The 24,522-nt window shown below is 60.7% G+C and carries 23 protein-coding genes, 1 tRNA gene and 1 pseudogene; 10 read left to right on the top strand and 15 right to left on the bottom strand.

The window, feature by feature from the left end; genetic code table 11:
• Positions 1 to 92: 92 nt before the first annotated feature.
• The 5 genes from ACN0X7_RS08670 to ACN0X7_RS08650 form a co-directional block, all read right to left on the bottom strand.
• Positions 93 to 1,532: a catalase gene (locus tag ACN0X7_RS08670; RefSeq protein ID WP_417516191.1), complete on the bottom strand. Its 1,440-nt coding sequence runs from the start codon at positions 1,530 to 1,532 to the stop codon at positions 93 to 95.
• A 91-nt stretch (positions 1,533 to 1,623) separates the two neighbouring features.
• Positions 1,624 to 3,591: an acetyl-CoA carboxylase biotin carboxylase subunit gene (locus tag ACN0X7_RS08665; RefSeq protein WP_417516189.1), complete on the bottom strand. Its 1,968-nt coding sequence runs from the start codon at positions 3,589 to 3,591 to the stop codon at positions 1,624 to 1,626.
• A gap of 10 nt (positions 3,592 to 3,601) precedes the next feature.
• The gene (locus ACN0X7_RS08660; protein ID WP_417516187.1) at positions 3,602 to 4,777 is read right to left on the bottom strand and encodes an acyl-CoA dehydrogenase family protein; all 1,176 of its coding nucleotides are present in this window, start codon (positions 4,775 to 4,777) and stop codon (positions 3,602 to 3,604) included.
• A gap of 94 nt (positions 4,778 to 4,871) precedes the next feature.
• Positions 4,872 to 5,414 (bottom strand): carboxymuconolactone decarboxylase family protein, encoded by a 543-nt coding sequence (locus tag ACN0X7_RS08655; RefSeq protein ID WP_417516185.1) that lies wholly within the window; start codon positions 5,412 to 5,414, stop codon positions 4,872 to 4,874.
• A gap of 30 nt (positions 5,415 to 5,444) precedes the next feature.
• Positions 5,445 to 5,963, bottom strand: a complete 519-nt coding sequence (locus ACN0X7_RS08650) for a PAS domain-containing protein (RefSeq protein ID WP_417516183.1) — start codon at positions 5,961 to 5,963, stop codon at positions 5,445 to 5,447.
• A 209-nt stretch (positions 5,964 to 6,172) separates the two neighbouring features.
• Between ACN0X7_RS08650 and ACN0X7_RS08645 the strand changes: the two genes are divergently transcribed.
• On the top strand, positions 6,173 to 6,856 hold the full coding sequence (locus ACN0X7_RS08645; protein WP_417516181.1) for a hypothetical protein: 684 nt from the start codon (positions 6,173 to 6,175) through the stop codon (positions 6,854 to 6,856).
• A gap of 24 nt (positions 6,857 to 6,880) precedes the next feature.
• On the opposite strand, the gene ACN0X7_RS08640 is transcribed toward ACN0X7_RS08645, so the two are convergent.
• Together ACN0X7_RS08640 and ACN0X7_RS08635 are read right to left on the bottom strand one after the other, a co-directional pair.
• Positions 6,881 to 9,316: a GcvT family protein gene (locus ACN0X7_RS08640; protein ID WP_417516179.1), complete on the bottom strand. Its 2,436-nt coding sequence runs from the start codon at positions 9,314 to 9,316 to the stop codon at positions 6,881 to 6,883.
• Between the two features lie 121 nt (positions 9,317 to 9,437).
• A complete protein-coding gene (locus tag ACN0X7_RS08635; protein WP_417516177.1) occupies positions 9,438 to 9,848 on the bottom strand; it encodes an ATP-binding protein in 411 nt (136 codons plus the stop codon).
• A gap of 60 nt (positions 9,849 to 9,908) precedes the next feature.
• Here ACN0X7_RS08635 and ACN0X7_RS08630 point away from each other — a divergent pair, with 60 nt between their 5' ends.
• The 3 genes from ACN0X7_RS08630 to ACN0X7_RS08620 all read left to right on the top strand — a co-directional run bounded on the left by ACN0X7_RS08630 (position 9,909) and on the right by ACN0X7_RS08620 (position 12,231).
• On the top strand, positions 9,909 to 10,388 hold the full coding sequence (locus ACN0X7_RS08630; protein ID WP_417516175.1) for a FecR family protein: 480 nt from the start codon (positions 9,909 to 9,911) through the stop codon (positions 10,386 to 10,388).
• 119 nt (positions 10,389 to 10,507) lie between these two features.
• Positions 10,508 to 11,437 carry a TauD/TfdA dioxygenase family protein gene (locus tag ACN0X7_RS08625; RefSeq protein WP_417516173.1) on the top strand — a complete coding sequence of 310 codons (930 nt, stop codon included), beginning with the start codon at positions 10,508 to 10,510 and terminating at the stop codon, positions 11,435 to 11,437.
• Positions 11,438 to 11,448: 11 nt separating this feature from the next.
• Positions 11,449 to 12,231 (top strand): enoyl-CoA hydratase/isomerase family protein, encoded by a 783-nt coding sequence (locus ACN0X7_RS08620; protein WP_417516171.1) that lies wholly within the window; start codon positions 11,449 to 11,451, stop codon positions 12,229 to 12,231.
• On the opposite strand, the gene ACN0X7_RS08615 is transcribed toward ACN0X7_RS08620, so the two are convergent.
• Complete coding sequence (locus ACN0X7_RS08615; RefSeq protein WP_417516169.1) at positions 12,218 to 13,513, bottom strand: MFS transporter; 1,296 nt, start codon at positions 13,511 to 13,513, stop codon at positions 12,218 to 12,220. The genes ACN0X7_RS08620 and ACN0X7_RS08615 overlap by 14 nt on opposite strands.
• A gap of 414 nt (positions 13,514 to 13,927) precedes the next feature.
• Between ACN0X7_RS08615 and ACN0X7_RS08610 the strand changes: the two genes are divergently transcribed.
• The 6 genes from ACN0X7_RS08610 (at position 13,928) to ACN0X7_RS08585 (ending at position 20,148) form a co-directional block, all read left to right on the top strand.
• Positions 13,928 to 15,634, top strand: a complete 1,707-nt coding sequence (locus ACN0X7_RS08610) for a putative bifunctional diguanylate cyclase/phosphodiesterase (RefSeq protein WP_417516167.1) — start codon at positions 13,928 to 13,930, stop codon at positions 15,632 to 15,634.
• Between the two features lie 310 nt (positions 15,635 to 15,944).
• On the top strand, positions 15,945 to 16,358 hold the full coding sequence (locus ACN0X7_RS08605) for a VOC family protein (RefSeq protein WP_417516699.1): 414 nt from the start codon (positions 15,945 to 15,947) through the stop codon (positions 16,356 to 16,358).
• Positions 16,355 to 17,314 (top strand): branched-chain amino acid ABC transporter permease, encoded by a 960-nt coding sequence (locus tag ACN0X7_RS08600; protein ID WP_417516165.1) that lies wholly within the window; start codon positions 16,355 to 16,357, stop codon positions 17,312 to 17,314. The genes ACN0X7_RS08605 and ACN0X7_RS08600 overlap by 4 nt, the downstream gene beginning before the upstream one ends.
• A gap of 245 nt (positions 17,315 to 17,559) precedes the next feature.
• Positions 17,560 to 17,636, top strand: a tRNA-Met gene (locus ACN0X7_RS08595).
• Positions 17,637 to 17,831: 195 nt separating this feature from the next.
• The gene (locus tag ACN0X7_RS08590; RefSeq protein WP_417516163.1) at positions 17,832 to 18,431 is read left to right on the top strand and encodes a hypothetical protein; all 600 of its coding nucleotides are present in this window, start codon (positions 17,832 to 17,834) and stop codon (positions 18,429 to 18,431) included.
• Between the two features lie 493 nt (positions 18,432 to 18,924).
• A complete protein-coding gene (locus ACN0X7_RS08585; protein ID WP_417516161.1) occupies positions 18,925 to 20,148 on the top strand; it encodes a retron St85 family RNA-directed DNA polymerase in 1,224 nt (407 codons plus the stop codon).
• A 15-nt stretch (positions 20,149 to 20,163) separates the two neighbouring features.
• On the opposite strand, the gene ACN0X7_RS08580 is transcribed toward ACN0X7_RS08585, so the two are convergent.
• From ACN0X7_RS08580 to ACN0X7_RS08550, 7 genes and pseudogenes are all read right to left on the bottom strand, one after another.
• A complete protein-coding gene (locus ACN0X7_RS08580; protein ID WP_417516159.1) occupies positions 20,164 to 20,601 on the bottom strand; it encodes a hypothetical protein in 438 nt (145 codons plus the stop codon).
• A complete protein-coding gene (locus tag ACN0X7_RS08575; RefSeq protein WP_417516157.1) occupies positions 20,594 to 22,288 on the bottom strand; it encodes a hypothetical protein in 1,695 nt (564 codons plus the stop codon). Before ACN0X7_RS08575 ends, ACN0X7_RS08580 begins: the two co-directional genes overlap by 8 nt.
• Positions 22,289 to 22,473: 185 nt before the next feature.
• Positions 22,474 to 22,674: a helix-turn-helix domain-containing protein gene (locus ACN0X7_RS08570; protein WP_417516155.1), complete on the bottom strand. Its 201-nt coding sequence runs from the start codon at positions 22,672 to 22,674 to the stop codon at positions 22,474 to 22,476.
• Entirely contained in the window at positions 22,667 to 22,828 is a 162-nt protein-coding gene (locus tag ACN0X7_RS08565; protein WP_417516153.1) for a hypothetical protein, read from the bottom strand. The genes ACN0X7_RS08570 and ACN0X7_RS08565 overlap by 8 nt, the downstream gene beginning before the upstream one ends.
• A gap of 125 nt (positions 22,829 to 22,953) precedes the next feature.
• Positions 22,954 to 23,703 (bottom strand): hypothetical protein, encoded by a 750-nt coding sequence (locus ACN0X7_RS08560; RefSeq protein WP_417516151.1) that lies wholly within the window; start codon positions 23,701 to 23,703, stop codon positions 22,954 to 22,956.
• Positions 23,704 to 24,038: 335 nt separating this feature from the next.
• On the bottom strand, positions 24,039 to 24,269 hold the full coding sequence (locus tag ACN0X7_RS08555; protein WP_417516149.1) for a VRR-NUC domain-containing protein: 231 nt from the start codon (positions 24,267 to 24,269) through the stop codon (positions 24,039 to 24,041).
• A gap of 48 nt (positions 24,270 to 24,317) precedes the next feature.
• Positions 24,318 to 24,522 (bottom strand): annotated as a pseudogene (locus tag ACN0X7_RS08550) (IS5/IS1182 family transposase); the annotation flags it as partial.

The following is a 24,522-nucleotide window of genomic DNA, read 5'->3' as shown; positions in this document are numbered from 1 at the left end:
CCTGTTGATGCCGATAAACTAGCGTGCGGACAAAAAAGGGGACAGACCCGGATGAGCCTGCCCCCGTTGCGTGAATATCGCTGGCGTTTCGGTCAGTTGTCCAGTTCACCCCGGATGCCGTCGGCGAGTGCAGGGCTGATCTGTGCCAGGTGGCCGAGCGCCCGCTCGATGATTTCCGACGGGACGCCCGCCATCGATCCGGCGAAGCTGGCATGCAGCCGCGCCTTCTGGTCATCGTCGAACAGATCGTACAGCGCGCGGGGCTGGCCGTAGTCGTCATTGCCTTCGCGGTGATTGTAGCGATCCGCATCGCCCGAGATCTTCAGCGGCGGTTCGGCCCGGGACGGATCCTCGACCGGCCCGCCGAAGCTGTTCGGTTCGTAGTAGGCGTCCGGGTTCGGCATGTTCTGGAAGAACCGCATCGCGCCGTCCTTGTGATAGTGGTGCACCGGACACTTCGGCGCGTTCACCGGCAGGGCCTCATAATGCGTGCCCAGACGATAGCGGTGTGCATCGGCGTAGGAGAATATCCGCGACTGCAGCACCTTGTCGGGTGAGAAGCCGATACCGGGCACGATGTTCGACGGCGAATAGGCCGCGTTCTCGATCTCCTGGAAATAGTTCTCGGCATTGCGGTTCAGTTCGACCTCGCCGACCTCGATCAGCGGATAGTCGCCGTGCGGCCAGACCTTGGTCAGATCGAAGGGGTTGTAGGGTGTCTTGACGGCATCTTCCTCCGGCATGACCTGGATCTTCAGGGTCCATTTGGGGAAGTTGCCGTCCTCGATTGCCCCGTACAGCGCTTCCTGGAAGGTTTCGCGGGTGCGGCCGATCTCCTCGCGCGATTCTTCGTTGGTGAAGAAATCATGGCCCTGCTGGGTCTTGAAGTGCAGCTTGACCCAGAAGCGTTCGTCGTCGGCGTTGATGAAGCTGTAGGTGTGGCTGCCATAGCCGTTCATGAACTGCGGACCGCGCGGGATGCCCCGGTCGGACATCAGGATCATCACCTGGTGCAGCGCCTCCGGGCTTTGCGACCAGTAGTCCCACTGCGCCGTGTTCGAACGGAGGTTGGTCTTCGGATGGCGCTTCTGCGTGTGGATGAAATCCGGAAACTTGTAGGGATCGCGGATGAAGAAGACCGGCGTGTTGTTGCCGACCATGTCCCAGTTGCCTTCCTCGGTGTAGAACTTCATCGAGAAACCGCGCACGTCGCGCTCGGCGTCGGCGGCACCGGACTCACCGGCCACGGTGGAGAACCGGCTGAGCATCTCGGTCTGCTTGCCGACTTCCGAAAAGATCGCCGCCTTGGTGTATTTCGTGATGTCGTTGGTGACCGTGAAGGTGCCGTGCGCGCCCCACCCCTTGGCGTGGACCACGCGTTCGGGGATACGCTCGCGGTTCTGGTGTGCCAGCTTTTCGAGCAGCTGGTAATCCTGCATCAGGATCGGACCGCGTTCCCCGGCGGTCAGGCTGTTCTGATTGTCGGCGATCGGATTGCCTGCCGAAGTCGTCAGGGTGGGTTTGTCGGCCATCATCGGGCTCCACTTCTAGTTTTGAGTAATTCAAAACTGGGAAGCGACGAGGCGCATTTCAACGCAAAAATTGTCGCGTGCGCTCCAGCGCTCAGTCCGGGGGCGCGATCTTCACCAGCAACGCTTTCGAGCCGACCTGCTGATCGGCGACGACCGGGACCTCGGCAACCTTGCCGGCGACGGGGGCAACGATCTCGTGCTCCATCTTCATGGCTTCCAGCACGACCATCAACTGACCCGACTTCACGTCGTCGCCGGTGCGCACCTCGACACGCAGCACCTTGCCGTTCATGGGAGACAGAACCGCGCCGTCCGACCCGGACGCCTCGGCCGCCCGGTCGATGTAGCTGGTCTCCTCGGCGGTGAAATCGCAGGCATCGGTCCGGATCAGAAGGGTGAGGTCATGCATGCAGAACAGCGCGCGGCTGGTCGCGCCGTCGCGCCGCCATGCCGCATCGTTGGTGCCGATGCACATGCTCTCGAAGCGGAACGGCTGATCGTCCAGAATGACCTCATAATCCTCGCCACCGCTCCAGATGACGGTGACTTCATGTTCATCGTCACCGACCTTGACCGTCATTGGACTGCGCGGTGTCTGACCTGAACTGCGCCAGCCCCGGAACGCGGCGGGCACGTCCCCCTTGCCGTGATCGAACAGCAAGACCGCAGCCAGTGCGATCTCCTCCGGCCCCGGCGTGGCATTCTTCAGCCGATCCTTCGGAAACTGTTCCTCGATGAACGCTGTCGTTGCGCCGCCATCGGCGAAAACCCGATCCTGCAGCGCTTCGATCAGGAAGCGCCGGTTGGTCTCGACGCCCAGCAGCACGGTCTCGCGCAGGGCTTTCACCAGCCGCGCGCGGGCGATGTCGCGGGTTGCGCCGTGGGCCATGATCTTGGCGATCATCGGATCATAGAAAGGTGTGATCTCCTGGCCCTGCTTCAGACCGGCATCGGTGCGCACGCCATCGCCGGACGGTGTGCGCCACAGGTGGGCCGTGCCGGTGCGCGGCAGGAAGTTCTTCGCGGGGCTTTCGGCGTAAAGCCGGACCTCGATGGCGTGGCCGTTCAGCGGCACCTGATCCTGGGACAGGGGCAGGGGTTCGCCCTCGGCGACGCGGATCTGCCACTCGACCAGATCCTGCCCGGTGATCAGTTCGGTGACAGGATGTTCGACCTGCAGCCGCGTGTTCATCTCCAGAAAGTAAAAGTCGCCGTTCGCATCCAGAAGGAACTCGACCGTACCCGCGCCCAGATAGCCGATGGACTTGGCTGCCTGCACGGCGGCATGGCCCATGGCGGCGCGGATTTCCGGTGTCACGGCGGGCGAGGGGGCTTCCTCGATCACCTTCTGATGGCGGCGCTGCACCGAACAGTCGCGCTCGTGCAGGTGGATGACGTTGCCATGGCTGTCCGCGAAGACCTGAATCTCCACATGGCGCGGCTGCACCACGGCCTTCTCAAGGATCAGGCGGTCATCGCCGAACGCGTTCTTCGCTTCCGAGCGTGCCGTCTTCAGCGCGCGTTCCAGCTTCGCCGGATCCTCGACCAGCCGCATGCCGCGCCCGCCGCCGCCTGCGCTGGCCTTTACCATGACGGGGAAGCCGATGCGATCCGCCTCGGCCAGCAGCACCCCGTCAGACTGATCCTCACCCTGATAGCCGGGCACGGTCGGGACGCCGGCATCGATCATCCGCAGCTTCGACCGGGCCTTGTCGCCCATCAGGTCGATGGCCTTGATCGGCGGACCGACGAAGGTGATCCCGGCATCCGCGCAGGCCTGCGCGAAACCGGCGTTCTCGGACAGGAAGCCATAGCCGGGATGGATCGCGTCCGCGCCGGTCTTCGCCGCCGCGTCCAGGATGCGTTCGACCGACAGGTAACTCTCGCCGACCGCTGCCGGGCCGATCAGGACGGCCCTGTCCGCCATGTCGACATGCGGCGCGCCGGTATCGGCTTCCGAATGTACGGCGACGGTCGAAATGCCGAGCCGCCTGGCGGTGCGGATGACGCGGCAGGCGATCTCGCCGCGGTTGGCGATCAACAGGGTCTCTATGGTCATGAATTTCGCCTCAGTCGTCGGTCTTCTGGTTCTTGCCGGGCAGGGTGCCCATGTATTTCGCGATGATCGACAGCATTACCTCGTCGGCGCCACCGCCGATGGAGGCCAGCCGCCCGTCGCGGTAACGCCGGCTGATCGGGGTTTCGTTCATGAAGCCCATGCCGCCGAAGTACTGCAGGCAGGAATCCGTGACTTCCCGTTTCAGACGCCCGATCTTCAGCTTGGCCATCGACGCCAGCTTGGTGACGTCGTTGCCTTCGTTGTATTCCTCAATGCAGCGGTACATCAGCGAGCGCAGCATCTCGACCTCGGTCTGCAACTCGGCCAGCCTGAAGTGGATGACCTGATTGTTGATCAGCGGCTTGCCGAAGATCTGGCGCTGGCTGGTGTATTCGATCGTCTCGTCGATGGATTTCTGCAGCCCCGGCAGGCCGGACGCGACCGCCCACATGCGTTCCTCCTGAAACTGCTCCATCTGGTAGGTGAAGCCCCGGCCTTCCTCACCGATGCGGTTGCGCTGGGGCACCCGCACCTCGTCGAAGAAGATCAGCCCGGTGTCGGACGAGCGCATCCCCATCTTGTCGAGCTTCTTTGCCTTCTCGATGCCGGAACTGTCCATCGGGACGACGATCAGCGACTTGTTGCGATGCACCTGGCCATCCGGGTCCGTGTTGACCAGCATCACCATATAGTCGGCCTGCCAGGAATTGGTGATCCACATCTTCTGGCCGCTGATCACATAGTCGTCGCCGTCCTTGCGCGCATGGCTCTTCAGCGAAGCCACGTCCGATCCCGCGCCGGGCTCCGAGACACCGATACAGGCAACCATCTCGCCGGCGATGGCCGGGGCGAGAAACTCCGCGCGCAATTCGTCCGATCCGTGCTTCGCCAGAGCCGGCGTCGACATGTCCGTCTGCACGCCGATGGCCATCGGCACGCCGCCGCAGTTGATGTGACCCAGCGCTTCGGCAAAGGCGAGATTGTACGAATAGTCCAGCCCCAGTCCGCCATATTCCGTCGGCTTGTGGATGCCGAGGAAGCCGAGATCGCCGAACTTCCGGAAGACCTCGTGCGCGGGGAAGGCGCCGGCCTCTTCCCAGTCATCGACGTGCGGATTGATCTCCTCGTCGATCAGCTTCTTCGCCGACCGGATGATCTCGTGATGCTCGTGCGTATAGACACCCATGCCGCGCCCTCCCCAGACCGCATTGTCCTGGCGATCAGGTTACGACGGCGCAGGGGGCGTGGAAAGGGATGCCTCGACCAAATGGCCGATCCCGTCAGTTCAAACCCATCTTTGCGGCCGTGCCACCGTAGGAAATGGTTCCGAGGCGCTCGCCCGCGCCGAGCAGGAACTCCGGATCGCCGGTCAGACCCAGGCTGTCGACGAGCCGGTTCATCAGGTTGAAGCCGGTGGCGACCATGGCGATCTGGGTGATCGCCTCATTCGACCAGCCTGCGTCGCGGCAGGCCCGGACGTGTTCTTCACCCACCTCCGCCGGCCTGTTCGTGATCTGCCGGGCGTATCCGTACGCCGCCTTCCACCGGTCGTCGGTGGCATCGTTCGTCGTCTGGAACTCAGGCAGCAGGTCCGGGTCCAGGCCGCAGACTTTTGCGGCGTGGGCGTGGATCGTGTGGCAGTAGCTGCACTGGTTCAGCGCCGAGACATAGGCCGCGACCCGCTCGCATTCTCCCCGCGACAGCTCCGACGAGAGGGTGAAGGCGGCTTCCATGAAGCCGAGAACATGTCTGCCGATTCCCGGGTAGGCCTTGAACAGATCGATCAGGGTCGGTGCGTCACCCAGTTGCGCAACATGAGCCATTGTTCGTCTCCCGGAAGAATTTTTGCGACTTCAGGGCTGTGGCTGCCCGTGATTGGCGTAGACCATGATCATGACCACCTGCCCCTGATCGTCAACAAGCGGCAGCCGCAGGGCTTCATAGCTGCGCCTGTTGCCGTCCGCATTGCGGAAAGCGAGTTGTGCCAGCTGTGGTGCGCGCCGGACCGTCATGACGGAGAAATCATCGTGCAGCATGGTCGCGAATGCGGGTGGGTCGAGACTGTCGACGTAGTGCCCTTTCAGCGCGCGCCCGTGAATGCGGTCCGTGTCGCTGCCGGTCAGCCGATAGCGGAAACGTACGGTCGCGGGCGACGCGGTCCGGACGACATCGTAGAGTACGAGCCCCGGCAGATCGCGGCCCATGTCGATCGGATCGATGTCGCGGCGCTGCGGTGCCGTCCGGCCGTCGCGTTTCCGGTTCCAGTAGTCCCAGGTCCGGCAAAGCCCGGCACCGAGCGATGCCGGTGGCGGCAGGTCGAGGATCAGCCGGCGAAAGTTGTCCGCGTCCCCGATGATCAGGTCTTTTTTCATGGTTCGGGGCTTCCCTGGATGTGCCTCAGTCAACCTGACCTGCGGCATGTGAAATTGTGTCCGGTACGCTGCGCCCGGTGCAGCCGATGAGCGGACATGGCTGCGCCACGTTCGCTTTCATTGTTGCAGGTCCACGGATCTTTACGAATGTCGCACGATCGTGGATTTTGCGTTGGCGATCTTCTTTCCCTGCTCTGGACGTGCATCTCATGTTTCGCATTCTTCTGCTTCTTGCCGGGCTGCTCCTGTCAGCCTGCGGCAATCAACTGGCCAATTCGGGCGAGGGCCCGCTGATTCTGTCCGAACGGGCCGTGAAACAGCTCCAGACATGGCAGGGGAAGGAGCGGCTGACGGATCTCACCCTGGCCGTCGACCGCCATTCGCGGTCGATGTTTGCAACCCACTGCAACGTCGGTGCCGGAAACTGTCTCGACGACAGCGGTCTCCGGGCGGTCGAAGGGTGCGAAAGAGGCGGTCTTTTTGAGTGCTCCGTGATCGTCTACCAGGAAGAGATCGTCTGGGACGGTCCGATCTATGTCCGGAACCACGACGCCCGCCAGAGCATTCCCTATCACGGCAGATGGCCCGCAAAGTTATCTTCGCAGAAGGCTGGCGATATCGCAGCCACACTGATTGTCGCGAACGGCAATCGCTATGTCGAAGGCCTGATGCCCGGCGAGACGTGCAGTTCGTCCGTGCAGCCCCGCAACCAGTCGGGCGGTGCCTTTGCCATTACCTGTCCCGGCGGCCCGATCTACACGGGCACCTACCAGGCATCGGGTGGCGACAATATCGTCCGCGGGACGGGAACGGATACCGCCGGCGAGGAAGTCAGGTTCAGCATCGACCTGAACGCGGGACAGGGGCTGGAACCCTATTCACGCTATCGATAGCGGCATGCTGCGACGTCCGGAGGATCAGGCTTTCAGTTTCTCGTTCTCCGGATCGTAGGGGCTTTCGCCGATCACCGTGACGCGGTGCTTGCGGTCCAGGATGGTCATCTCCAGTTCGTTGCCGATGGATGACTGTTCTGGCGCGACGACGGCGAGCGCGAGCGATTTGCCGGTGCGCGGGCCGTAGTTGCCGGACGTCGCCCGTCCGACCAGCTTGCCGTCCTTGTAGATGGGGTTGTTGCCCAGCGCGTCGGCATCCGTGACGTCATGCACCTCCAGCGTGACGAAGGCGTTGTCGAAGCCCTTCTGCTGCCAGGCGACCAGCGCATCCCGGCCCTTGAAGTCGCCCTTGTTGGGATGCACGAACCGGTCAAGGCCGCTTTCGTAAGCCGCGTACTCGATGGACATTTCCGTGCCGACCATGCGGTAGGATTTCTCGATGCGCAGCATGTCCATGGCACGGATGCCGAAGGGCTTGATGCCCAGATCCTGGCCTGCAGCCATCAGCCGGTCGAAGATGTGGTTCTGGTACTCGATCGGATGATGCAGTTCCCAGCCCAGTTCGCCGACGAAGTTCACGCGGGCGGCGATGGTGGGTGCCAGTCCGACGTCGATCCACTGGCTGGTGAGCCAGGGAAAGGCGTCATTGGACAGATCGGCATCCGACACCCGGTTCAGCAGTTCGCGCGATTTCGGGCCGGCGACGACCAGCACACCCATGGAGTTGGTGATGTTCTGGAAATGCACGGACCCGTCGGTCGGCATGTGCTTCTTCAGCCAGTCATGGTCGAGGCGCTGATACATGCCCGCCGACACCAGATAGAAGCTGTCCTTCGCTTCCCGGATCACCGTGAATTCCGAATGCACGCCGCCGCGGCTGTTCAGGGAATGGCAAAGCCCGATCCGGCCGATCTTGGCCGGAATGCGGTTGGCCAGCATGTAGCGCAGGAAGTCCAGCGCACCCGGTCCGGAGATGCGGCATTTGGCGAATGCGGTCATGTCGAGGATGCCGACATTCTCCGCCACGTTCAGGGCCTCGTTCTTCGCGTGCTCGAACCACTTCGAGCGGCGGAACGACCAGTCGTCCTTCGGCTCGACGCCTTCGGGCGCGAACCAGTTGGCGCGCTCCCAGCCGAACTTCTGCCCGAACACGGCGCCCAGATCCTTCAGGCGGTCATAGCAGGGGGCGGTACGCAGCGGCCGTGCGGCCTCGCGCTCCTCGTCCGGATAGTGTGTGGTGAAGACGTTGGCGTAGGCTTCCTCGTTCTTGGTCTTGAGGTAAGACCGGGTGGCGTAGTCGCCGAACCGGCGCGGCTCGACGCCCAGCATGTCGATGGTCGGTTCGCCCTCGACGATCCATTCGGCCAGCTGCCAGCCCGCGCCGCCCGCCGCCGTGATGCCGAAGCTGTGGCCTTCGTTCAGCCAGAGGTTCTTGCGGTCCCAGGCCGGACCGATGATCGGGCTGCCGTCGGGCGTGTAGCAGATGGCACCGTTGTAGACTTCCTTCACGCCGACCTCACCGAAGGCGGGCACGCGGAAGATGGCGCTCTCGATGTGTGGTTCCAGCCGCCCCAGATCCTCCTGGAAAAGTTCGTACTCGGCGTCCTCGGACGGCCCGTCGACATAGCAGGCGGGTGCCCCGACTTCATACGGGCCCAGCAGCAGGCCGCCGCGCTCCTGGCGCATGTACCAGGACGCATCCGAATCGCGCAGCACGCCCATCTCGGGCAGGCCGTCGGCTTTGCGCTGCTCGATCTCGGGGTGATTGTCGGTGACGATATACTGGTGCTCGACGGGAATGACGGGAATCCCGAGGCCGAGCATCTTCGCCGTCTGCTGCACGAAGTTGCCGGTCGCGGTGATCAGATGCTCGCAGGTGATCTCGCCCTTGTCGGTCGTCACCTTCCATTCGTCGTTCGGAAGCTGTTCGATGGCCGTGACGCGCGTCCGGCGATGGATGGTTGCGCCGAGGTTCCGCGCGCCGGTGGCCAGCGCCTGTGTGAGGTCGGCAGGCTGAACATAGCCGTCGCCGGGGTGCTGGATCGCGCCGACAAGCCCCTCGGTGTTGCACAGCGGCCAGATGTCCTTGACCTGCTCCGGCGTCAGGATTTTCACCTCCACACCGATGGTCTCGGCGACACCGGCGTATTGCAGATACTCGTCCATCCGGTCCCGGGTCTGGGCGAGCCGGATGTTGCTGACCTGGCGCAGGCCCACGTCCTGTCCGGTCTCCGCTTCCAGTTCCCCGTAGAGCTTCACGGAATACTTGTGAATCTGACCGACCGAGTAGGACATGTTGAACAGCGGCAGCAGTCCCGCAGCATGCCAGGTCGATCCGGACGTCAGTTCGTTCCGTTCCAGCAGAACGACATCCGACCAACCTTTTTTTGCCAGATGATAAAGCGTCGAAACACCGACGACGCCGCCGCCGATGACCACCGCGCGCGCATGTGATTGCATCTGTCCTGCTCCCGCTTGAAGGCTTCATGCCCGTACACCGCTGTCATTGCCTGTTTGCGCCCTGCGAGGCTGCGCTGGTGGCGACAGGCGAATGACGCGGACTGGATAGTCCGGATGTGCGTCAGCCCGCAGCCATCCAGATCGACAGGTGATTGACCTCACCGTCGCGGCGATAGTCCGCCCGGTTGGGTATGTTGTGGATCAGGCGCAGGCCCAGCCCGCCGATCGGCCAGCGGTTCAGGTCGGGCGTGTCGGGAACGTCGGCCTCCAGCGGATTGAAGAAAGCACCGGGTTCGCGATAGTCCAGCCGCACTTCATCGCCGTCGCGCGACACGCTGAAGCTGACCGCGCTGCGGGAGGTCACATTGGCATGGTGCAGGGTATTGGCGAAGAGCTCCTCGGCGATCAATGCCAGCCTCAGCGGATCGTTCCGCGACAGGCCGACCGAGGCCGACTTCACTTCGACCCAATGTGCGGCGGGCGTCACCTGATCGGGCAGGCATTGAAAAGATGCGCTATGGCTTTGTGTCATGCCTGAAGTGTACCATCCTGTGCGACGCGCTTGGCGCGCAAGCAACCGGAGTTTAGTGCGATGGCGAACATGCTGAAAGTGATCTCATTAACACCCTGTGCATTCTTTCTTGCACTGGCTGTCGCCGTGGTGGCGCCGGTTTCACCATCGTTCGCCCAGGAAGTGATTGCCGTGATCCAGCAGGCGAAGGGCACCGTGCAGATCGAGAGATCGGGAGTCCGGCAGGACGCCGCCACCGGTTCCGGACTGCAGGTGTCGGACATCGTGCACACCGGTCCGAATGCCGCCGTCGGTCTGGAATTTACCGATGGCGCGCTTGTGGCCCTCGGGCCCGGCACCGAATACGCACTCGAAAGCTATCAGTACGACAAGGCACAGGACCGCGGCAGCTTTGACAGCAGCATCCGGCGCGGCTCGCTCTCCGTCCGTTCCGGCCGCATCGCCAAGAAGGGCACGGATCGCATGCGTATCCGGACGCCGGCCACGATCCTGGGGGTGCGCGGCACGCGCTTCATGGTCCGCGTCGATCCCGACAATTGAGGCCATCCTCCCGCCCTGCCGCCGCCGCATGGCTTCCGTGCACCGCAGAAAGCTGCAGGACGGACGATTTTGTGCTATGCCTAATGCAAGCAAATTAATTGCCGGGGAGGATTGACGTCATGACCATGCAACGACCGACGGTAACCTATCAGGATCACTGGAAAACCGAGGGCTATGACACCATCGATGTCAGGCCGATGAACCCAGTGGTCGGGGCCGAGGTTTACGGCGTTGATCTGTCGAAGCCGCTGAGCGATCTGCAGCTTTCGGAAATCCGGCGCGCGTTTCTGACCCATCATGTGCTGGCCTTCCACGACCAGGCGATCAACCGGGAACAGCACAAGGCGTTCGCGTCGCACTTCGGCGAGTTGCATGTGCATCCGCTGAAGCATGATGCCAACAAGACGAAGGACAAGGCCAATCCGTTTGTCGAGGATCCCGAGCAGGATCCCGCCATCCTCGAGATCAAGACGACCGCCAAGTCAAAATATACCGCTGGCGGCGAATGGCATGCCGATGTCACCTGTGACGCGCGTCCGCCGATGGGGTCGATGCTGCTGATGCATCAGGTGCCGGACGTGGGTTATGGCGGGGACACCTGCTTCACCAACATGTACCGTGCGTTCGAAACCCTGTCTGAGCCGATGCAGGCCTTCCTGCGCACCCTGACGGCGGTGCATGACGGCGCGATCCCCTATGTGGGTGCCTACAACACCAAGCCGCCCGAGGGGGGATATCCCCGCAACGAACACCCTGTGGTCGTGCGCCATCCGGAGACGGGCCGGGAAGTGCTGTATGTCAATCCGGGCTTCACCTCGCACATCAAGGGGTTGAGCCGCTATGAGAGCAAACACCTGCTCGAGATGCTCTACCGGCATGTCGAGAAGCGCCTGGATGCGCAGGTGCGCATGTCATACCGGCCGAATACCCTGATGTTCTGGGACAATCGCTGCCTGCAGCATCAGGCCGCCTGGGACTATTTCCCCTACAGCCGCTATGGCGAACGTGTCTCGATCATCGGTCATCGTCCCGCGCGCGACTTCGACTGAGGCCAGACCGAATGCGCTGGGAGACGCTGCTTTACGAAAGCGGCGACCGGGTAGGGACCATCACGATCAACCGTCCCGACGCGCTGAACGCGCTCAACCTGACGGTATTCGCCGAACTGTCGGAACTGCTCTCGGAAATCGCGACAGACCCGGAAGTACGCGTGATCGTGCTGAAGGGGGCGGGCGAAAAGTCGTTCGTCGCCGGTGCCGACATCAAGGAAATGGTCGACATGGACCGGCAGGATGCCGAAGCGCGCAGCTGGTCCGGGATGCGGCTCTACGACCAGATGCGTCGGATGCCCCAGCCGCTGGTCGCCTCCATCCAGGGCTATGCGCTCGGCGGCGGAATGCTGATCGCGATGGCCTGTGATATCCGGATCGCGTCCACCGCGGCCAGTTTCGGATATCCGGAAATCAAGCTGGGCATTTTTCCGGGCACCGGCGGCACGGTTCTGATCGACCGGCTGATCGGGCCTGCGGCGGCGCGCGCCATCTGTCTGCTGGGTGACCGCTTCCCGGCGGAACGCGCCTATCAGCTCGGTCTGGTGAATCGCCTCGTCGAACCGGAACGGCTCAAGGCCGAGACCGACAATGTCGCATCGACACTCGCCGGCTACAGCCCCGTCGCCATGCGTGAACTGAAGAACGTGCTGAACGCCTCGCTGGAACTGGACTTCGCCAGCGCGCGCGAGATCGAGATCGACGCCTATGGCCGCTGTTTCGACAGCGAGGATCGTGTGGAGGGCACGTCGGCCTTCGTCGAAAAGCGGACGCCCGATTTCAAGGGACGCTGACGGCCTTTGCCGCGACCACGGATCGGACCTTGCGCGGCGCGGCCTTCCAGACCGCGAAGCCTGACAGGACGCACAGGCCCAGGCAGATCTTGAAGGCAAGGTCGTAGGACCCGGTGGCATCGTGTATCTCGCCCGCGACCCAGGGGCCGACGGCACCGCCGCCGATCAGGGCCACGGTCACCACACCGAAGATGGAGCCGAAATGGGGGCCCTCGAAGATCTCGGCGACGATGGGACCGAGCACGGAGGTCATCGCATAGCCGAGGAAGCCCTGACTGACGACCATCAGATAGAGCAGGAAGGCCGACGGATGGTCGCGCATCACGATCAGCGCGACAAAACAGATCGCGAAACCGAAGGATGAAAGCGCCCATACCGCCTCGCGACCGATCCGGTCCGACAGCGCGCCCAGCAGGATCTGGCCGGGGATCGCAACCATCACCACCAGACCGAGCGCCTGGGCGGCGACCGGTCCGCTGAAGCCGATATCCAGCAGGTACTTGGTCTGATGTACCTGCGCCACGTACCAGATGAACAGCGCGGAAAAATAGCCGATGGCGATCCACCAGAAGCGGGCGGTCCGCATGGCGCGCGACAATGTCCATTCGACGGCGACCCAGGCCGGGTCGACGATGCGGTAGCGGCTGCCCGGGCTTGCGCCGCCCGGCTCGGTTTTCTGCCCGTCCGGATGCAGCCCGAGGTCTTCGGGACGCCGGCGCAGCAGCAGGTTCAGCGGTGCCAGCAGGAAGAATGTCAGCAGTCCCAGATAGAAGCAGGCCTGCCGCCAGCCTTCTGTGCCGATGATGTTCTGGAACAGGGGCAGCAGGATCATGCCGCCGATCCCCGCGCCGCTGAAGGCGAGGCTGATCGCCAGTGCCCGATGCTTCTGGAACCAGTTCGGCAGATACATCGACTGGGCCGTATAGGACATGAAGTTCGCGCCCGTGACGACCAGCAGTCCCAGCGTCGCGTAGAGGTGCCACGGCTCCGAGACCCAGCGGGCGAGGACCAGCCCGCTGGCGACGCAGATCACGCCGGTCTCCACGACGATGGCCGGGCCATACCGGTCCATCATGCGTCCGATCATCGGCCCCAGGACGGCCGACAGCAGGAAACCAGCGGAGAAAGCCCCGGCGACCAGCCCGCGTTCCCACTGGAACTCATCGATCAGGGGCGGAACGATCAGCGAAAAGGACGTCCGCGCGCTGACTGAAATACCGACCGTCACGAAGACGATGCCGACGATCAGCCAGCCGTAGAAGAAGGGAAGTTTCCTCAGCATCGCGCCAGCCTAGTGCGGAACCCGCCCTGATGGAATCACCAAACCCGGTCCCCGGACGGTCGCGATCGAGACACGCTGCTTTGCGGAAGTCCGGTGTGCCAAGATCACTTCATGCGGCGTCGTCATCGAACGGGCTTCGGGTGACCGTCGGACATGCGCGTCATCCGCAGTCGGTACACTTTATACGCGCATTTTTCCTGAAATCACGTTCATATTAGCGAGTCGTTAACCTCCAACGGCTACTTCATGGAACCATGACCAGCACAGCCGGAGCGCAGACCTGGGAGTGCCGACCCGATATCGATCCGGGTGCGCGGTGCACCGATGCGCGCGCACATATCATTCTCCTGCCGCAGGTCGGTGTCCTTCGGGCGAACGTTAGATGTCGGCCTGATACTGTGGGATTGCCCAGCCATGTCGCTGCTTGAAGAACCCGGCAACGACCGGATCCGCATCCTCTATGTCGATGATGACTACGAGGACTTCCTGCTGACGGAAGCCATGCTGCAGTCTCACGCAAGATCAGACTACAGCATCGACTGGGCGAGTGATTTCGACGACGGGATTGAAATCCTGACGGAGAACCCGCCGGACGCATGTCTGGTCGACTACAGTCTGGGGAAGGAAACCGGACTCGACTTCGTCCGCCGCGCCAAGAATCAGGGCTTTGACGGCCCGATGATCCTGTTGACGGGGCACGATGACAGCGACCTCGATCAGCAGGCGCTCGCAGCGGGTGCGGTCGACTATCTTGAAAAGAACGCGATCAACGCCAGCCTGCTCGCACGGGCCATCCGCTATGCCGTCCATCGCAAGCGCATCGAGCGGGAGCTCTCGATGCTGGCGAGCAACGATCATCTGACCGGCCTGCGCAACCGCGCCAGTTTCGACGGTGAACTGCAGCGCGCGACCGCGTCCTGCACGCGGACGGGCCAGCCCTTCGCGCTGTTGCTGCTGGATATCGATCATTTCAAGCAGATCAATGATTCGATGGGCCATCAGGCCGGCGACATGCTGTTGATCGATGCGGCGGCCCGGCTGGTGGATTGCTGTCGCGAGATCGATGTCGTCTCCCGCTGGGGCGGGGACGAATTCGCCATCATCGCCGAAAGTGTGGGCTCGGCCCTCGGTGCGGCAACCCTGGCCAACCGGATCGTGCAGGCGATGGGGCGGCCGTTCGAATGCGCCGGCATGTCGATCCAGACCAGCGCCAGCGTCGGTATTGTCTATTGCACGGCGGATCTGGCCGCACGCCCCGAACTGCTCAGTTTTGCCGATCAGGCCCTCTATCGCGCCAAGGCGGCGGGGCGGAACGGCTCTGCCTTCTTCGACGAGGAGATGAACAGACAGTTGCGCCGCCGGCTCTTCGTCAAGGACGAGCTGGAGATTGCCGTTCAGGAGGACCGGCTGAATTTCATGGGACAGCCCCTGGTGCGTTCGAACGATGGCCGGGTCGCCGGTATCGAACTGCTCGCGCGGCTCAACGCCCGGTCGGGGGAGCAGATAGCACCGGACGAATTCATCCGCGCCGCGGAGGAAAGCGAGATGATCTGGGCGCTGACGCGATCGGCCTTCAGACACGCCGCGGAATGGTATCAGCGCCGGATCAGGCCGCTTGGTCACGACGCCCGCATCTCGGTCAATCTGTCGCCGAAACAGATATGCCGCAGCGATGCGGCAGAAATCCTGCTGGACCTGATCGAGAAATCCGGTGCGGAGCCGCGATGGCTCGATCTGGAGATCACCGAGAACGGCATCATGGCCGATATCGAACGTACCCGGGAAACGCTGGCGCGGCTCAGGCGTGCCGGTCTGACCATCTCGCTGGACGACTTCGGTGCCGGTCAGACGTCGCTTTCCTATCTGGCGCGTCTGCCGATCGATCGCCTGAAGATCGACCGCAGCTTTGTCAGTTCCGTCACCTCCTCGATGGAAACCCAGGCGATCAGCGAAAGCCTGGTCAAACTCGCCAACCGTCTTGGCATCGAAACGCTGGCCGAGGGCGTGGAGACACGCGCGGAAGCCGACTTCTTCCGCAACGCCGGCTGCGAAACCATGCAGGGCTACTACTTCGGCAAGCCAGCCTATCTCGAAACCGGGACCCTCGCTGAGGCGGGGTGAGATGGTGCGACCGGATCACCGTCGCGACCGGGCAGGGCGGCCTTCACCATCCGCCGATTTCCTTCGAACGGGGCCATCCGAAAGAAATCCGCCATAGAGGTTTCAATTCCGCCCGTTTCCCCTTTAGTCTCCGCGCCGGCGGAAGGCATCCGGATGGAAAGCCGTCCGCATCTATTCGATGACAGGCAACGGACGCGGGGGCGGGGAAGACCGGATGGTGATTCTGGAGCGGCTGGATCATCTAGAGCGTTTTTCGTTTTCATGGAATTACCATGAAATCGAAATAACGCAGCTCGCACAGGTGGTTGCCATGCTTGAAAACAGTCTGAATGGTTCCATTCAGACTGTTTCCGCCCTGGTCCTTACTGTGGCTTCGATCGATGCAACGGCTGAGTTCTATCAGCGGGTGCTGGGCATGCGGCGGATCAGCTTCGCCGGCGGCCGCACCGCGCTCCGGTTCGGACGACAGAAGATCAATCTGCATCAGGCCGGTGCGGAAGTGGAACCCAAGGCCGCGCATCCGACGCCGGGTTCGGGCGATCTGTGCTTCATTTCCGACACGCCGATGGAAGAGATAACCGCGCATCTGTCGGCCGGGAAGGTTCCGATCGAGCTTGGTCCGGTACGCCGGACGGGTGCCGAAGGCGCGATCCTCTCGGTCTATGTTCGCGATCCCGACGGTAATCTGATCGAAATCTCGAACGTCCACGACGTGACCGAATGAGCCGATCCTTCTGGGCGATCCTGTCGGTCCTGCTCGTCGCGGCCTGCGTCTTTCCGTTCATCGCCGAGGGCTACACGATCTATGTCATGACCCGTGTTCTGGCGCTCGCGATCGCCATTGCCGGCGTGAACATCCTGACGGGTGTCGCGGGGCTTTTCTCGATCGGGCAAAGCGCGTTCTTCGCGTTGGGGGCCTATGCGATCGGGATCGCGGGCCAGCAGGCGGGCCTGTCGCCCTACACGGCCTTGCCGTTCGCAGCGCTCGTCGGCGGCCTGGCTGGCTTCGCCTTTGGGTGGCCGGTGGCGCGTCTGGGGGCCGTGCATCTGGCCTTGCTGACCTGGGGGCTGGCGGTCAGCATGCCGCGGTTGCTGAAGACCGACCTGTTCGAGCCCTGGACCGGAGGCGTTCAGGGGATCTACCTGCAGCGGCCCGCCGCGCCCGGCTGGTCGGGCATGGGCGACGATCAGTGGTGGTGGTTCATCACGCTGGCTGTTCTGGCGCTGGTGTTCTGGCTGTTGCACAACCTGATCGAAAGCCGCATCGGCAGGGCCTTGCGGGCGACGCGGGACGAACCGCTGGCGGCAAGCTCGATGGGGGTGCAGGTCACCTACTACCGTGCAATGGCATTCGCGATATCCGGATCCGTGACGGCGGTCTCCGGCGCGCTGGTCGGACTGCTTGACGATTTTGCGGCGCCGGACACCTATTCGGTTTTCTTCTCGATCACGCTGCTGGTCGGCGCGGTCGCCGGGGGCATCGGCAGCCTGCGCGGTGCCGTCGTCGGTGCTTTTCTGCTCGCCCTGCTAGGACGGCTGTCCGGCGAACTGTCGGCCATCGTGGCCTTCCCGATCTACGGATTCGTGCTGATCGGCCTGATCTTCCTTGCGCCGCAGGGGGTGACGCCTCAGCTCGACCGCCTGTGGGCGTATCTGCGCCGGAGGTGGCGGCAAAACTGAACGGAAGGCGATGCATGGGCGGTGCGCCGGTTTTCCGACGCGCGGACCCTCCGCGATCGCCATGATTCCGCCGAATATCAGAACGTCATTTCGCACAGGGATGCCGGGGCGGAAGTGGCTTTCGTCTCTCATCAGACCCCGGAACAGCCGATCGCCGCCCTCTGCAAACGGATCGTGGCATTTTTCTGACGCCAGGGGTTCACAAGCGCATGGGCAGGGTCTATATCAGCGCTCCGCACCACTGACGCGGGGTGGAGCAGTCCGGTAGCTCGTCAGGCTCATAACCTGAAGGTCACAGGTTCAAATCCTGTCCCCGCAACCAACGTTATCAAGGGGTTACGCGAATTCGCGTGACCCCTTGTTTCGTTTCCGGAAGCAGACCGGAAGCAATTCAGTTTCACCGGGCTTGCCACAAAACACGTCCGTTTGCGCATTTGCAATAATATGCAACTCCAAAGTAGATTGCCGTATGGCCAGATGAAACGAGCCGAACCCTTCTCGGAAAGGACTTTGAGGTTTGGACGGCAATCCACTTCCACCACGTACCGCCAGTATACTCGACCGAGAGAAATTTGAGCATGCCGCCCGAGCAGCTGGCTTAGAACGCGTGGTTTTTCTCGCGGGACCCTTTATCCAAACGAACAAACGCCCCCGAAAAAATGCTAAGAACAAAGCTATGCGACTTAGGTATAAGCTATTTCATGCTTTGAGTGATGCCGGTTGGGCGGTAACGCTTGGAGAGTATGAAAATCTACTAAAAGCACCCGACGCACTTTTGGGAGATGAGAATAATGCGGTTCTCGCCGAAGTGCTGCATGCCAGATCGGACAGCACGGACGCTGTTGTTATGCTCCCTAGTAGCCCTGGCTCTTTTCTAGAATTTGGTGCTTTTTCGACAATAGAAGAAATTTGTCGAAAGATGATAATTATTATCGATGAGCAGTATAAAGATAAAAAAGACTATATGAATACTGGGCCGGTAAAAGGGGCGCGAGATAATGGCGCAGAAGTGCATTTTATAGATTATGATGAATTTGATGAGTGCCTTGACGAAGTCGATAAATTTATAACCCGGCAAGCACGTAGAAAAGCCAAGAGGCAGGTTTTTGGACAATGAAAAATATTGATCCGCTCTTTGCCTATCTTTCTGTGCTGGCTGTCATCCAACCCGCCCGTATTCAGGATATCGAAAATCAGGCGGGATCATATGTCGGAACAGAGTATGCCCGAACTCTAATTGCGAAGGGGTTGCTTCGTGATGCCCATGACGATGCCAGGGCAGCGCATTATGTCACTGCAGTTAGACGTGGGGTCTACTTTCTGACCCCTAAAGGTAGGCATACCGTTCGTCGAGCAGGGTTAGGACGCTCAATTGACAATCGCCGATTGTTCTTGATGAAGGCGCAACGCCGGAGATACAAATAATGTGCGAGTTGGCGTCGATGTCAGCTTGTTCGCTGTTTCGGCGAGCCGTTGCAGAGGTCGAAGTTAAAGAGGCTCGCGGCCTAGGTTCAAGTGGCATTCTGCCGGGCCTAGCCGCCATAACGCCACTTGAACCTAGGCCGCGCGCTTTAGGCAGTCTGGCTATTTTGGGACTGGATTTGCTGTAGATGCCAACTCGCACTTACTATTTTCCCAACAATCTTACTCACCTTGAAGAGATCCTCGAGGCGGAAGGTATTCAAATACCGACACAAAAAATATTACACTTTCGTAATGTTAATGCTGCACCGTTACTGGAACCGGAGACAATTTCGATATTTTTGGGCGTAAGTCCAAAGTTAATTTATTCAATTATTAGAAAAATAGACGTGCATTATCGTACATTTCATCTATTAAAGAAAAACGGAAATTTTCGGAAAATTGATGCACCAAGAACGTACCTTAAGGTTATCCAATGGTGGATACTGGATAACATACTTGTAAGGCAGAGTGTGAGGCCCGAGGTATTTGGTTTCGTACCGAAACGAAGTGCCGTAATGAACGCGGAGTACCATCGTGGAGCGAAGCGAATATTGAATGTTGATATAAAGGATTTTTTTCCATCAATTAGTCAGATAAAGGTAAATAATGTTTTTCGCAATATCGGATATAGTGAGGAGGTGTCTGAAGTTCTTGCGAAATTATGTTGTTTAGATTCAAAATTGCCCCAGGGCGCTCCGACAAGTCCCGCAATAGCGAATCTAGTTATGTGGGAAATCGACCAGAAGCTTCAATTACTTAGTGAAGAGCAAGGCATATGTTATTCCAGATATGCAGACGATCTTTCATTCAGTTCGCAACAGTGGATTTCGCAAGCATTTTTTGAGGACGTAGCTTCGATCATCAAGGATGAGGGCTTTGAGTTGAATGCGAATAAGTCGCGTTTCGCCGGGCTTGGACAGCAGATGGAAGTGACAGGTGTTGTCATCAATAAGGTGCATCAACCACCACGCAAATGGAGGAAGCGTGTACGTGCTTCTCTGCATCGACTTGAGCACCAGGATAGGCTTACCCGGCGTGATTTGAGGTACCTAAATGGTATAGCGGCAATGGGCATGCAGTACCCGGAGAGTGTGCAGTTGCAAAAATTATCCCAACAAGCAATTTCACTGTCATGTCAGAAAAGGGAAACTGTTGTGGGCTTTGGTGCAAGGCCAAGATTGCCCATGAATTTGACAATAAGGCAGGCGGAAACATTAGCAGCGCTTCGGATTTGGAGGGGAGATAATGGTGAGCGATTGCATCGTTTCGCTGGAGATAATGGTAATGACTACTTACTCGCGAGAGCGATGAGAAAGATAGACGCTAAAAATGTTGATGAGGCATACAAGTGGGCGGAGGAACATTTATAGTATTGTCAGAAAGGTTTACACAATCTCGCGTTTTTTGCGGGTCGGCTTTGCCCGTGACTTGAGCCGTTGCGTCGCCAGCTTGAGCAGGCTGCGGTCGCGGTCGGGTTCCATGACACGGATCGCCTGCGACAGGTCCCTTATCAGACGATAGGTAGTAGCAGGTGCGACCGTGTCCAGAAGTTCGGCGATATAGCTCCTCAGTCGTTCCCGCGTGATCCGTTCGGCCGGTCCGGTGTCGGGGGGCAACCAACCCTTGCGGTCCAACCAGGTCAGCCAACGGCCATAAGCCTTGGCGATCGCAAGCCGGGTGAGGGGACGCCACCGTACTGCCAGACCCCCATCGTCCAACAGGTCTCCGCGCTGGTTCGCCGCCTCCCATACCAGGCGATCCTGAATTGGCCACTCTGTCACAGGCATGCAGCGACGGGCCGGGTCCTTGCGTGGATCAGTCATGGTTCGTCCCCTCTGCAATGCGTCGGCGAATACCAAGGACGAGCTGATCAAACTGCCGGACCGCAACATTGTCCTGGATCTGGGCATAGTTTCTGACCGTGGTGTCGAGGCTGCGATGGCCGAGAACACGGCGCACATTCTCGAAGGCACCCGGGTGGTGTTCGAGATGCAGACTGGCACCGAAGTGGCGCATCAGGTGCGGATAGATGTCGAGGCCGGTCCAGCGCCGAATGGTGCCCTTGAAGTTCCGGGCCAGTGTTTCGGGAGCCTTGTGGCCGAGTCGCCCTTGCCCTGGAAAGAGCCAGCCATCCGGATTGGAACCCAGCAGCGGCAGTATGCGGTCGACATAGAACCGGATCAGCCTGGCTGTCTCCGCAGGAACCGGGTAGTCGAGGTCGTCGCCGTTCTTCACCTCGTCGCCCGGGACGGTGATGCAGAGTGCGGGACCGTTGAAGTGCAGGTTCGTCCCGAGTTTCAGCTGGACCAGGTTGTTCCTTCGGATCGGGCGCATCAGCAGGAGTTCGAGGGCGACGGCCGACTGCATGTCCAGCAGATCCCTGCGTGTCGGATCTTTCAGGCTACGGAACCGCTTGAAGACACGGACCGGCAGTATCAGCAGCTTCTCGATATTGTCCCGATTGGCGAACGGGCGCAGGGCTTCCTTCGGACGCTGGCTCATTCCGCGGCGCCGGGGTGTAACGCGGGATCGAAGGTTGCGAAGCCTTTGGACGGCGTCCTCGCCGAGATCCGCATGCGTTTCTGCTATCCGGACCAGAACATTGGCGATGCCGGCAATCATCGACCCCTTCTCTCCGCTCATCCGGTCGAGGTGGTGGCGCAGGATGCGTATTGGCGCATCCCCGTGGACCAACCGGGACAGGCTCCGGATCTCGCTCAGCGGACAACCAGATTCGACAAGGCCCGCGACCGCCTGTCGGAGGCTGTAGCGGTAGCTTCTGACCGAGGCAGGCCGAAGCGGACGGGAGGGGGCGGTTTCGTCGAGGATGTCTCCCTCCGTGGACAGATGGAGCAGCCACGCCTCGGCTTCGTCGCGGAACTTCGGATGCAGGTCTGCCCAACCGGGTGTCAGACGTTTCCGGGCGGACGGCATGGCGACGGCCCTCAGTCCCAGTTGAGGGTGAACTTCCGCAGCGCGGTTCCAGTGGAGGCAGACCTCACGCAGGTGACGCTCCGGCTTCGTCTTCAAGGTCGCTTTCCGGACCATATCTTCATATTCAGACATGATGGCGTCATTGACGGCACCCGGAGGGACGCTGCGGCCGGAACAGAAACCGGCGAGTCGCGACAGTTTCCATCCGCTGCCGCCGGAGGACCGCAGAATCTCCCGAACTTGCTCCCAATCCGCCGTCAGCGCCGCGCGGGGATGGCCCACAACCGGATCAGGGCTGAACCGCTTCAGGGCAAAGGAGACATCCGCACGGATGTTCTGCCAGCGCTTGGCCCTGATCCCGGCTGAGAGCGGATGGAATCCGGACAGGCGTTCCCGAAGTGCCTCGAAGGAGGCCGGCAGCATCTCCGGCGTCATGCCCAGTGCCTTGGCCATGACGCGGATCGAGGACGTCAGATTGCGGCGTCGGGTTGGAGACAAGGCATCGTCGCGCGACATGGCCTCGATCAGATCGGCCATGGTCGTCGATTCCATCGCAATTGCGGGATTGGCATTCATTGTCGTGACTCCTTGTTCAGGACATCGCGGGTGTCGGGAGGACACCAGTGGACAGCAGGGTCAGATCGGGAGAGCGTATCATACTACACCCCGGTCTTGTGGAATGTACCGTTGTCCCGACCCGCTCCGAAGCAATTGACTTCAATGGACAATTGACGACAGGCGGGGGCATGGGACAGGCCGCACTAGCTATCAGCGAATACCCGCCGGGACCTCCGCCAGGCTTCGTAGTCGGCGCGGTCGATGCGGATGTTCCGGCCGCTCCGGATGACAGGGATATCGCCTGAAATGACACGGCGGCGGATTGTCTTCTCAGAGACGTTTTCAAGTTCCGCTACGTTCGCCACTGTCAGCAGTGGCACCAGTGGTTGAACATTCCTAGGCATCGGGGTTCTCCTTGCTCTCGGCAGTTGCGGCCACGACCTCTTTCGCGGCCTGGCGGGCGAGCAGACGGACAAGCGCGAACAGCCGGTCATGGGTTGCTGCAGGAGCAACACCTCTTCCCGGTTGATCTGTATTGCCTGTGGCTTTCTGAGCCATCGCCTCGCCGCCTGTTGGGTGGTCGCGTCCATTCGCGTCCATCTGGCGACTTCAGAGCAGGGTTTCGCTTTGAGCGAACGCCCCCATAATTCTTCGGTGAATTTACTGGTTCTGGGGTGAGGGCTTCAACCAACGATGCCGGTGGCAGAGTGATCCGTCATTCGTTTCCAGCGGCGAGAGAGCGCTTTTCGGGTTGCGCTGCCTGTTGGGACGAATGGCGAGACGACAGTTTCCAGGAACTGAACGAAGCGGGAAGTGTCGGCATCCGGGAGCTGCATCGGATGCGTTGCCGGCGGTCTGACAGAGGGCGATACATCAGCATTCGCATCAGGCTCTTCGGTTTCGAGGCGGGGCATTTCGATGTGCCGCCAGTAAGTCTCCGCAAGGGCTGCGATCAAGGTGTCGAGAGCATGGTCCTGGCCCCGGCCCCGCCGAGTGCTCTGCATCTCGTAGTTGGCCAGATCACGCAAGGCGGCCCTTACATCCGCCTGCTCTCTGGAAGTCAACTCCGGCCACTTCAGGCCTGACAACGAAGCGTGGGGCCCTGTGTGGCGGCGGCTGCTCCAATACCGCCGTATGTAGGCGTTGAGCCTCGATCTCAATAGATCATCACAAACGGCAGGATCGAGCGGATCATCGGCGCCAGCCACCCTGGTGATTGCGCCAGCCGCCAAAACTCCTGTCGCTGGCTCTTGTTCGGTCAGTTGTCTGACTTCTGCTTCGATCGGGGTTTCGAGGTAGCCAATGGCTCTCAGGAGGTCATGGATTTCCTCAGCAAGGTTGCTCACCCTTTCTGGGTCTCCGAAAACACTAGCCTCGACAATCGATCTGATGCGTTGGATGTCGGTGTTTTCTGATGTTTGTTCACGCTTCAAAGGAATCGCTCACCGATTTGCCGAATGATGATGCAACGAACTATATCAGTTTCTTTTGATCGGCTGCAGACATAGCAACTGAACTTCCCCCAATGAATTGGTCTATCTTGATGTCTTAGAACAAGGAGGATCGGAGATGGCGAGGAAGCGCTAAAAGCCGGAAGAGATCGTGGGCAAACTCCGCCGGGCGGACATTCTGCACAGCCAAGGGCATCGCCGACGAAATGAGCATGGCTCGGGGATACCGGTCTCTCCGGATGGTTTTCTGATCTCGATCTGGATCAGCCTCGTTCGATATGCCAGAGTACTCTCGCAGGGACACCGATGCGCCGCAGTTAATCGATTTCATCACGCTGGTAGTTGCTGAAACGCTCCTTCGGCCTTTTGACCTCTACCAGTCGATAAAAGGCAGGTCGCTCTTCCCCGCTCTTTCTCGCAAAGAAAAAAAAGTCCGGCGTTCCGAAGCGTTCAGCTCGATCCGAATCCAAATGCCTGCCGAGGATTTGCCGCAACCTCTTGGACCTGACAGCATTGAGCCGTGCCCCAAGCACATCTGACTGAGGCATTTTTAGATGATGGTCTTGAGGTGACCCCCAGCTTGCTACGAGCCGGGATTAGGTCACCGACTCATAAGTCCTCAAGCAAATGCGCACTGATGCGAGCTTGATGAGCGCGAGATAGTTCTCGGGGTGTTTTTCGTATCGAGTTGCAATGGCGCGGAAGTGTTTGAGTTTGTTAAAGAACCTCTCAACTGCATTGCGATAGCGATAGAGGAATTTCGAGAAGCTCGGCACATTGATCCGGTTTGGCATGGCCCGG

It is taken from the genome of Minwuia sp. (genome assembly GCF_048263705.1).
Classification (GTDB): domain Bacteria; phylum Pseudomonadota; class Alphaproteobacteria; order Minwuiales; family Minwuiaceae; genus Minwuia.
This window is presented reverse-complemented; position numbering and strand designations above follow the sequence as displayed.

Bases quoted from the DNA above. Each gene is read 5' to 3' on its own strand.
- ACN0X7_RS08610 (WP_417516167.1), top strand. From the start codon at position 13,928: ATGTCGCTGCTTGAAGAACCCGGCAACGACCGGATCCGCATCCTCTAT.
- ACN0X7_RS08650 (WP_417516183.1), bottom strand. From the start codon at position 5,963: ATGAAAAAAGACCTGATCATCGGGGACGCGGACAACTTTCGCCGGCTG.
- ACN0X7_RS08605 (WP_417516699.1), top strand. From the start codon at position 15,945: ATGCTTGAAAACAGTCTGAATGGTTCCATTCAGACTGTTTCCGCCCTG.
- ACN0X7_RS08635 (WP_417516177.1), bottom strand. From the start codon at position 9,848: ATGACACAAAGCCATAGCGCATCTTTTCAATGCCTGCCCGATCAGGTG.
- ACN0X7_RS08615 (WP_417516169.1), bottom strand. From the start codon at position 13,513: ATGCTGAGGAAACTTCCCTTCTTCTACGGCTGGCTGATCGTCGGCATC.
- ACN0X7_RS08625 (WP_417516173.1), top strand. From the start codon at position 10,508: ATGACCATGCAACGACCGACGGTAACCTATCAGGATCACTGGAAAACC.
- ACN0X7_RS08600 (WP_417516165.1), top strand. From the start codon at position 16,355: ATGAGCCGATCCTTCTGGGCGATCCTGTCGGTCCTGCTCGTCGCGGCC.
- ACN0X7_RS08670 (WP_417516191.1), bottom strand. From the start codon at position 1,532: ATGGCCGACAAACCCACCCTGACGACTTCGGCAGGCAATCCGATCGCC.
- ACN0X7_RS08565 (WP_417516153.1), bottom strand. From the start codon at position 22,828: ATGGCTCAGAAAGCCACAGGCAATACAGATCAACCGGGAAGAGGTGTT.
- ACN0X7_RS08580 (WP_417516159.1), bottom strand. From the start codon at position 20,601: ATGACTGATCCACGCAAGGACCCGGCCCGTCGCTGCATGCCTGTGACA.
- ACN0X7_RS08665 (WP_417516189.1), bottom strand. From the start codon at position 3,591: ATGACCATAGAGACCCTGTTGATCGCCAACCGCGGCGAGATCGCCTGC.
- ACN0X7_RS08575 (WP_417516157.1), bottom strand. From the start codon at position 22,288: ATGAATGCCAATCCCGCAATTGCGATGGAATCGACGACCATGGCCGAT.
- ACN0X7_RS08585 (WP_417516161.1), top strand. From the start codon at position 18,925: ATGCCAACTCGCACTTACTATTTTCCCAACAATCTTACTCACCTTGAA.
- ACN0X7_RS08555 (WP_417516149.1), bottom strand. From the start codon at position 24,269: ATGCCTCAGTCAGATGTGCTTGGGGCACGGCTCAATGCTGTCAGGTCC.
- ACN0X7_RS08640 (WP_417516179.1), bottom strand. From the start codon at position 9,316: ATGCAATCACATGCGCGCGCGGTGGTCATCGGCGGCGGCGTCGTCGGT.
- ACN0X7_RS08630 (WP_417516175.1), top strand. From the start codon at position 9,909: ATGGCGAACATGCTGAAAGTGATCTCATTAACACCCTGTGCATTCTTT.
- ACN0X7_RS08570 (WP_417516155.1), bottom strand. From the start codon at position 22,674: ATGCCTAGGAATGTTCAACCACTGGTGCCACTGCTGACAGTGGCGAAC.
- ACN0X7_RS08655 (WP_417516185.1), bottom strand. From the start codon at position 5,414: ATGGCTCATGTTGCGCAACTGGGTGACGCACCGACCCTGATCGATCTG.
- ACN0X7_RS08645 (WP_417516181.1), top strand. From the start codon at position 6,173: ATGTTTCGCATTCTTCTGCTTCTTGCCGGGCTGCTCCTGTCAGCCTGC.
- ACN0X7_RS08620 (WP_417516171.1), top strand. From the start codon at position 11,449: ATGCGCTGGGAGACGCTGCTTTACGAAAGCGGCGACCGGGTAGGGACC.
- ACN0X7_RS08660 (WP_417516187.1), bottom strand. From the start codon at position 4,777: ATGGGTGTCTATACGCACGAGCATCACGAGATCATCCGGTCGGCGAAG.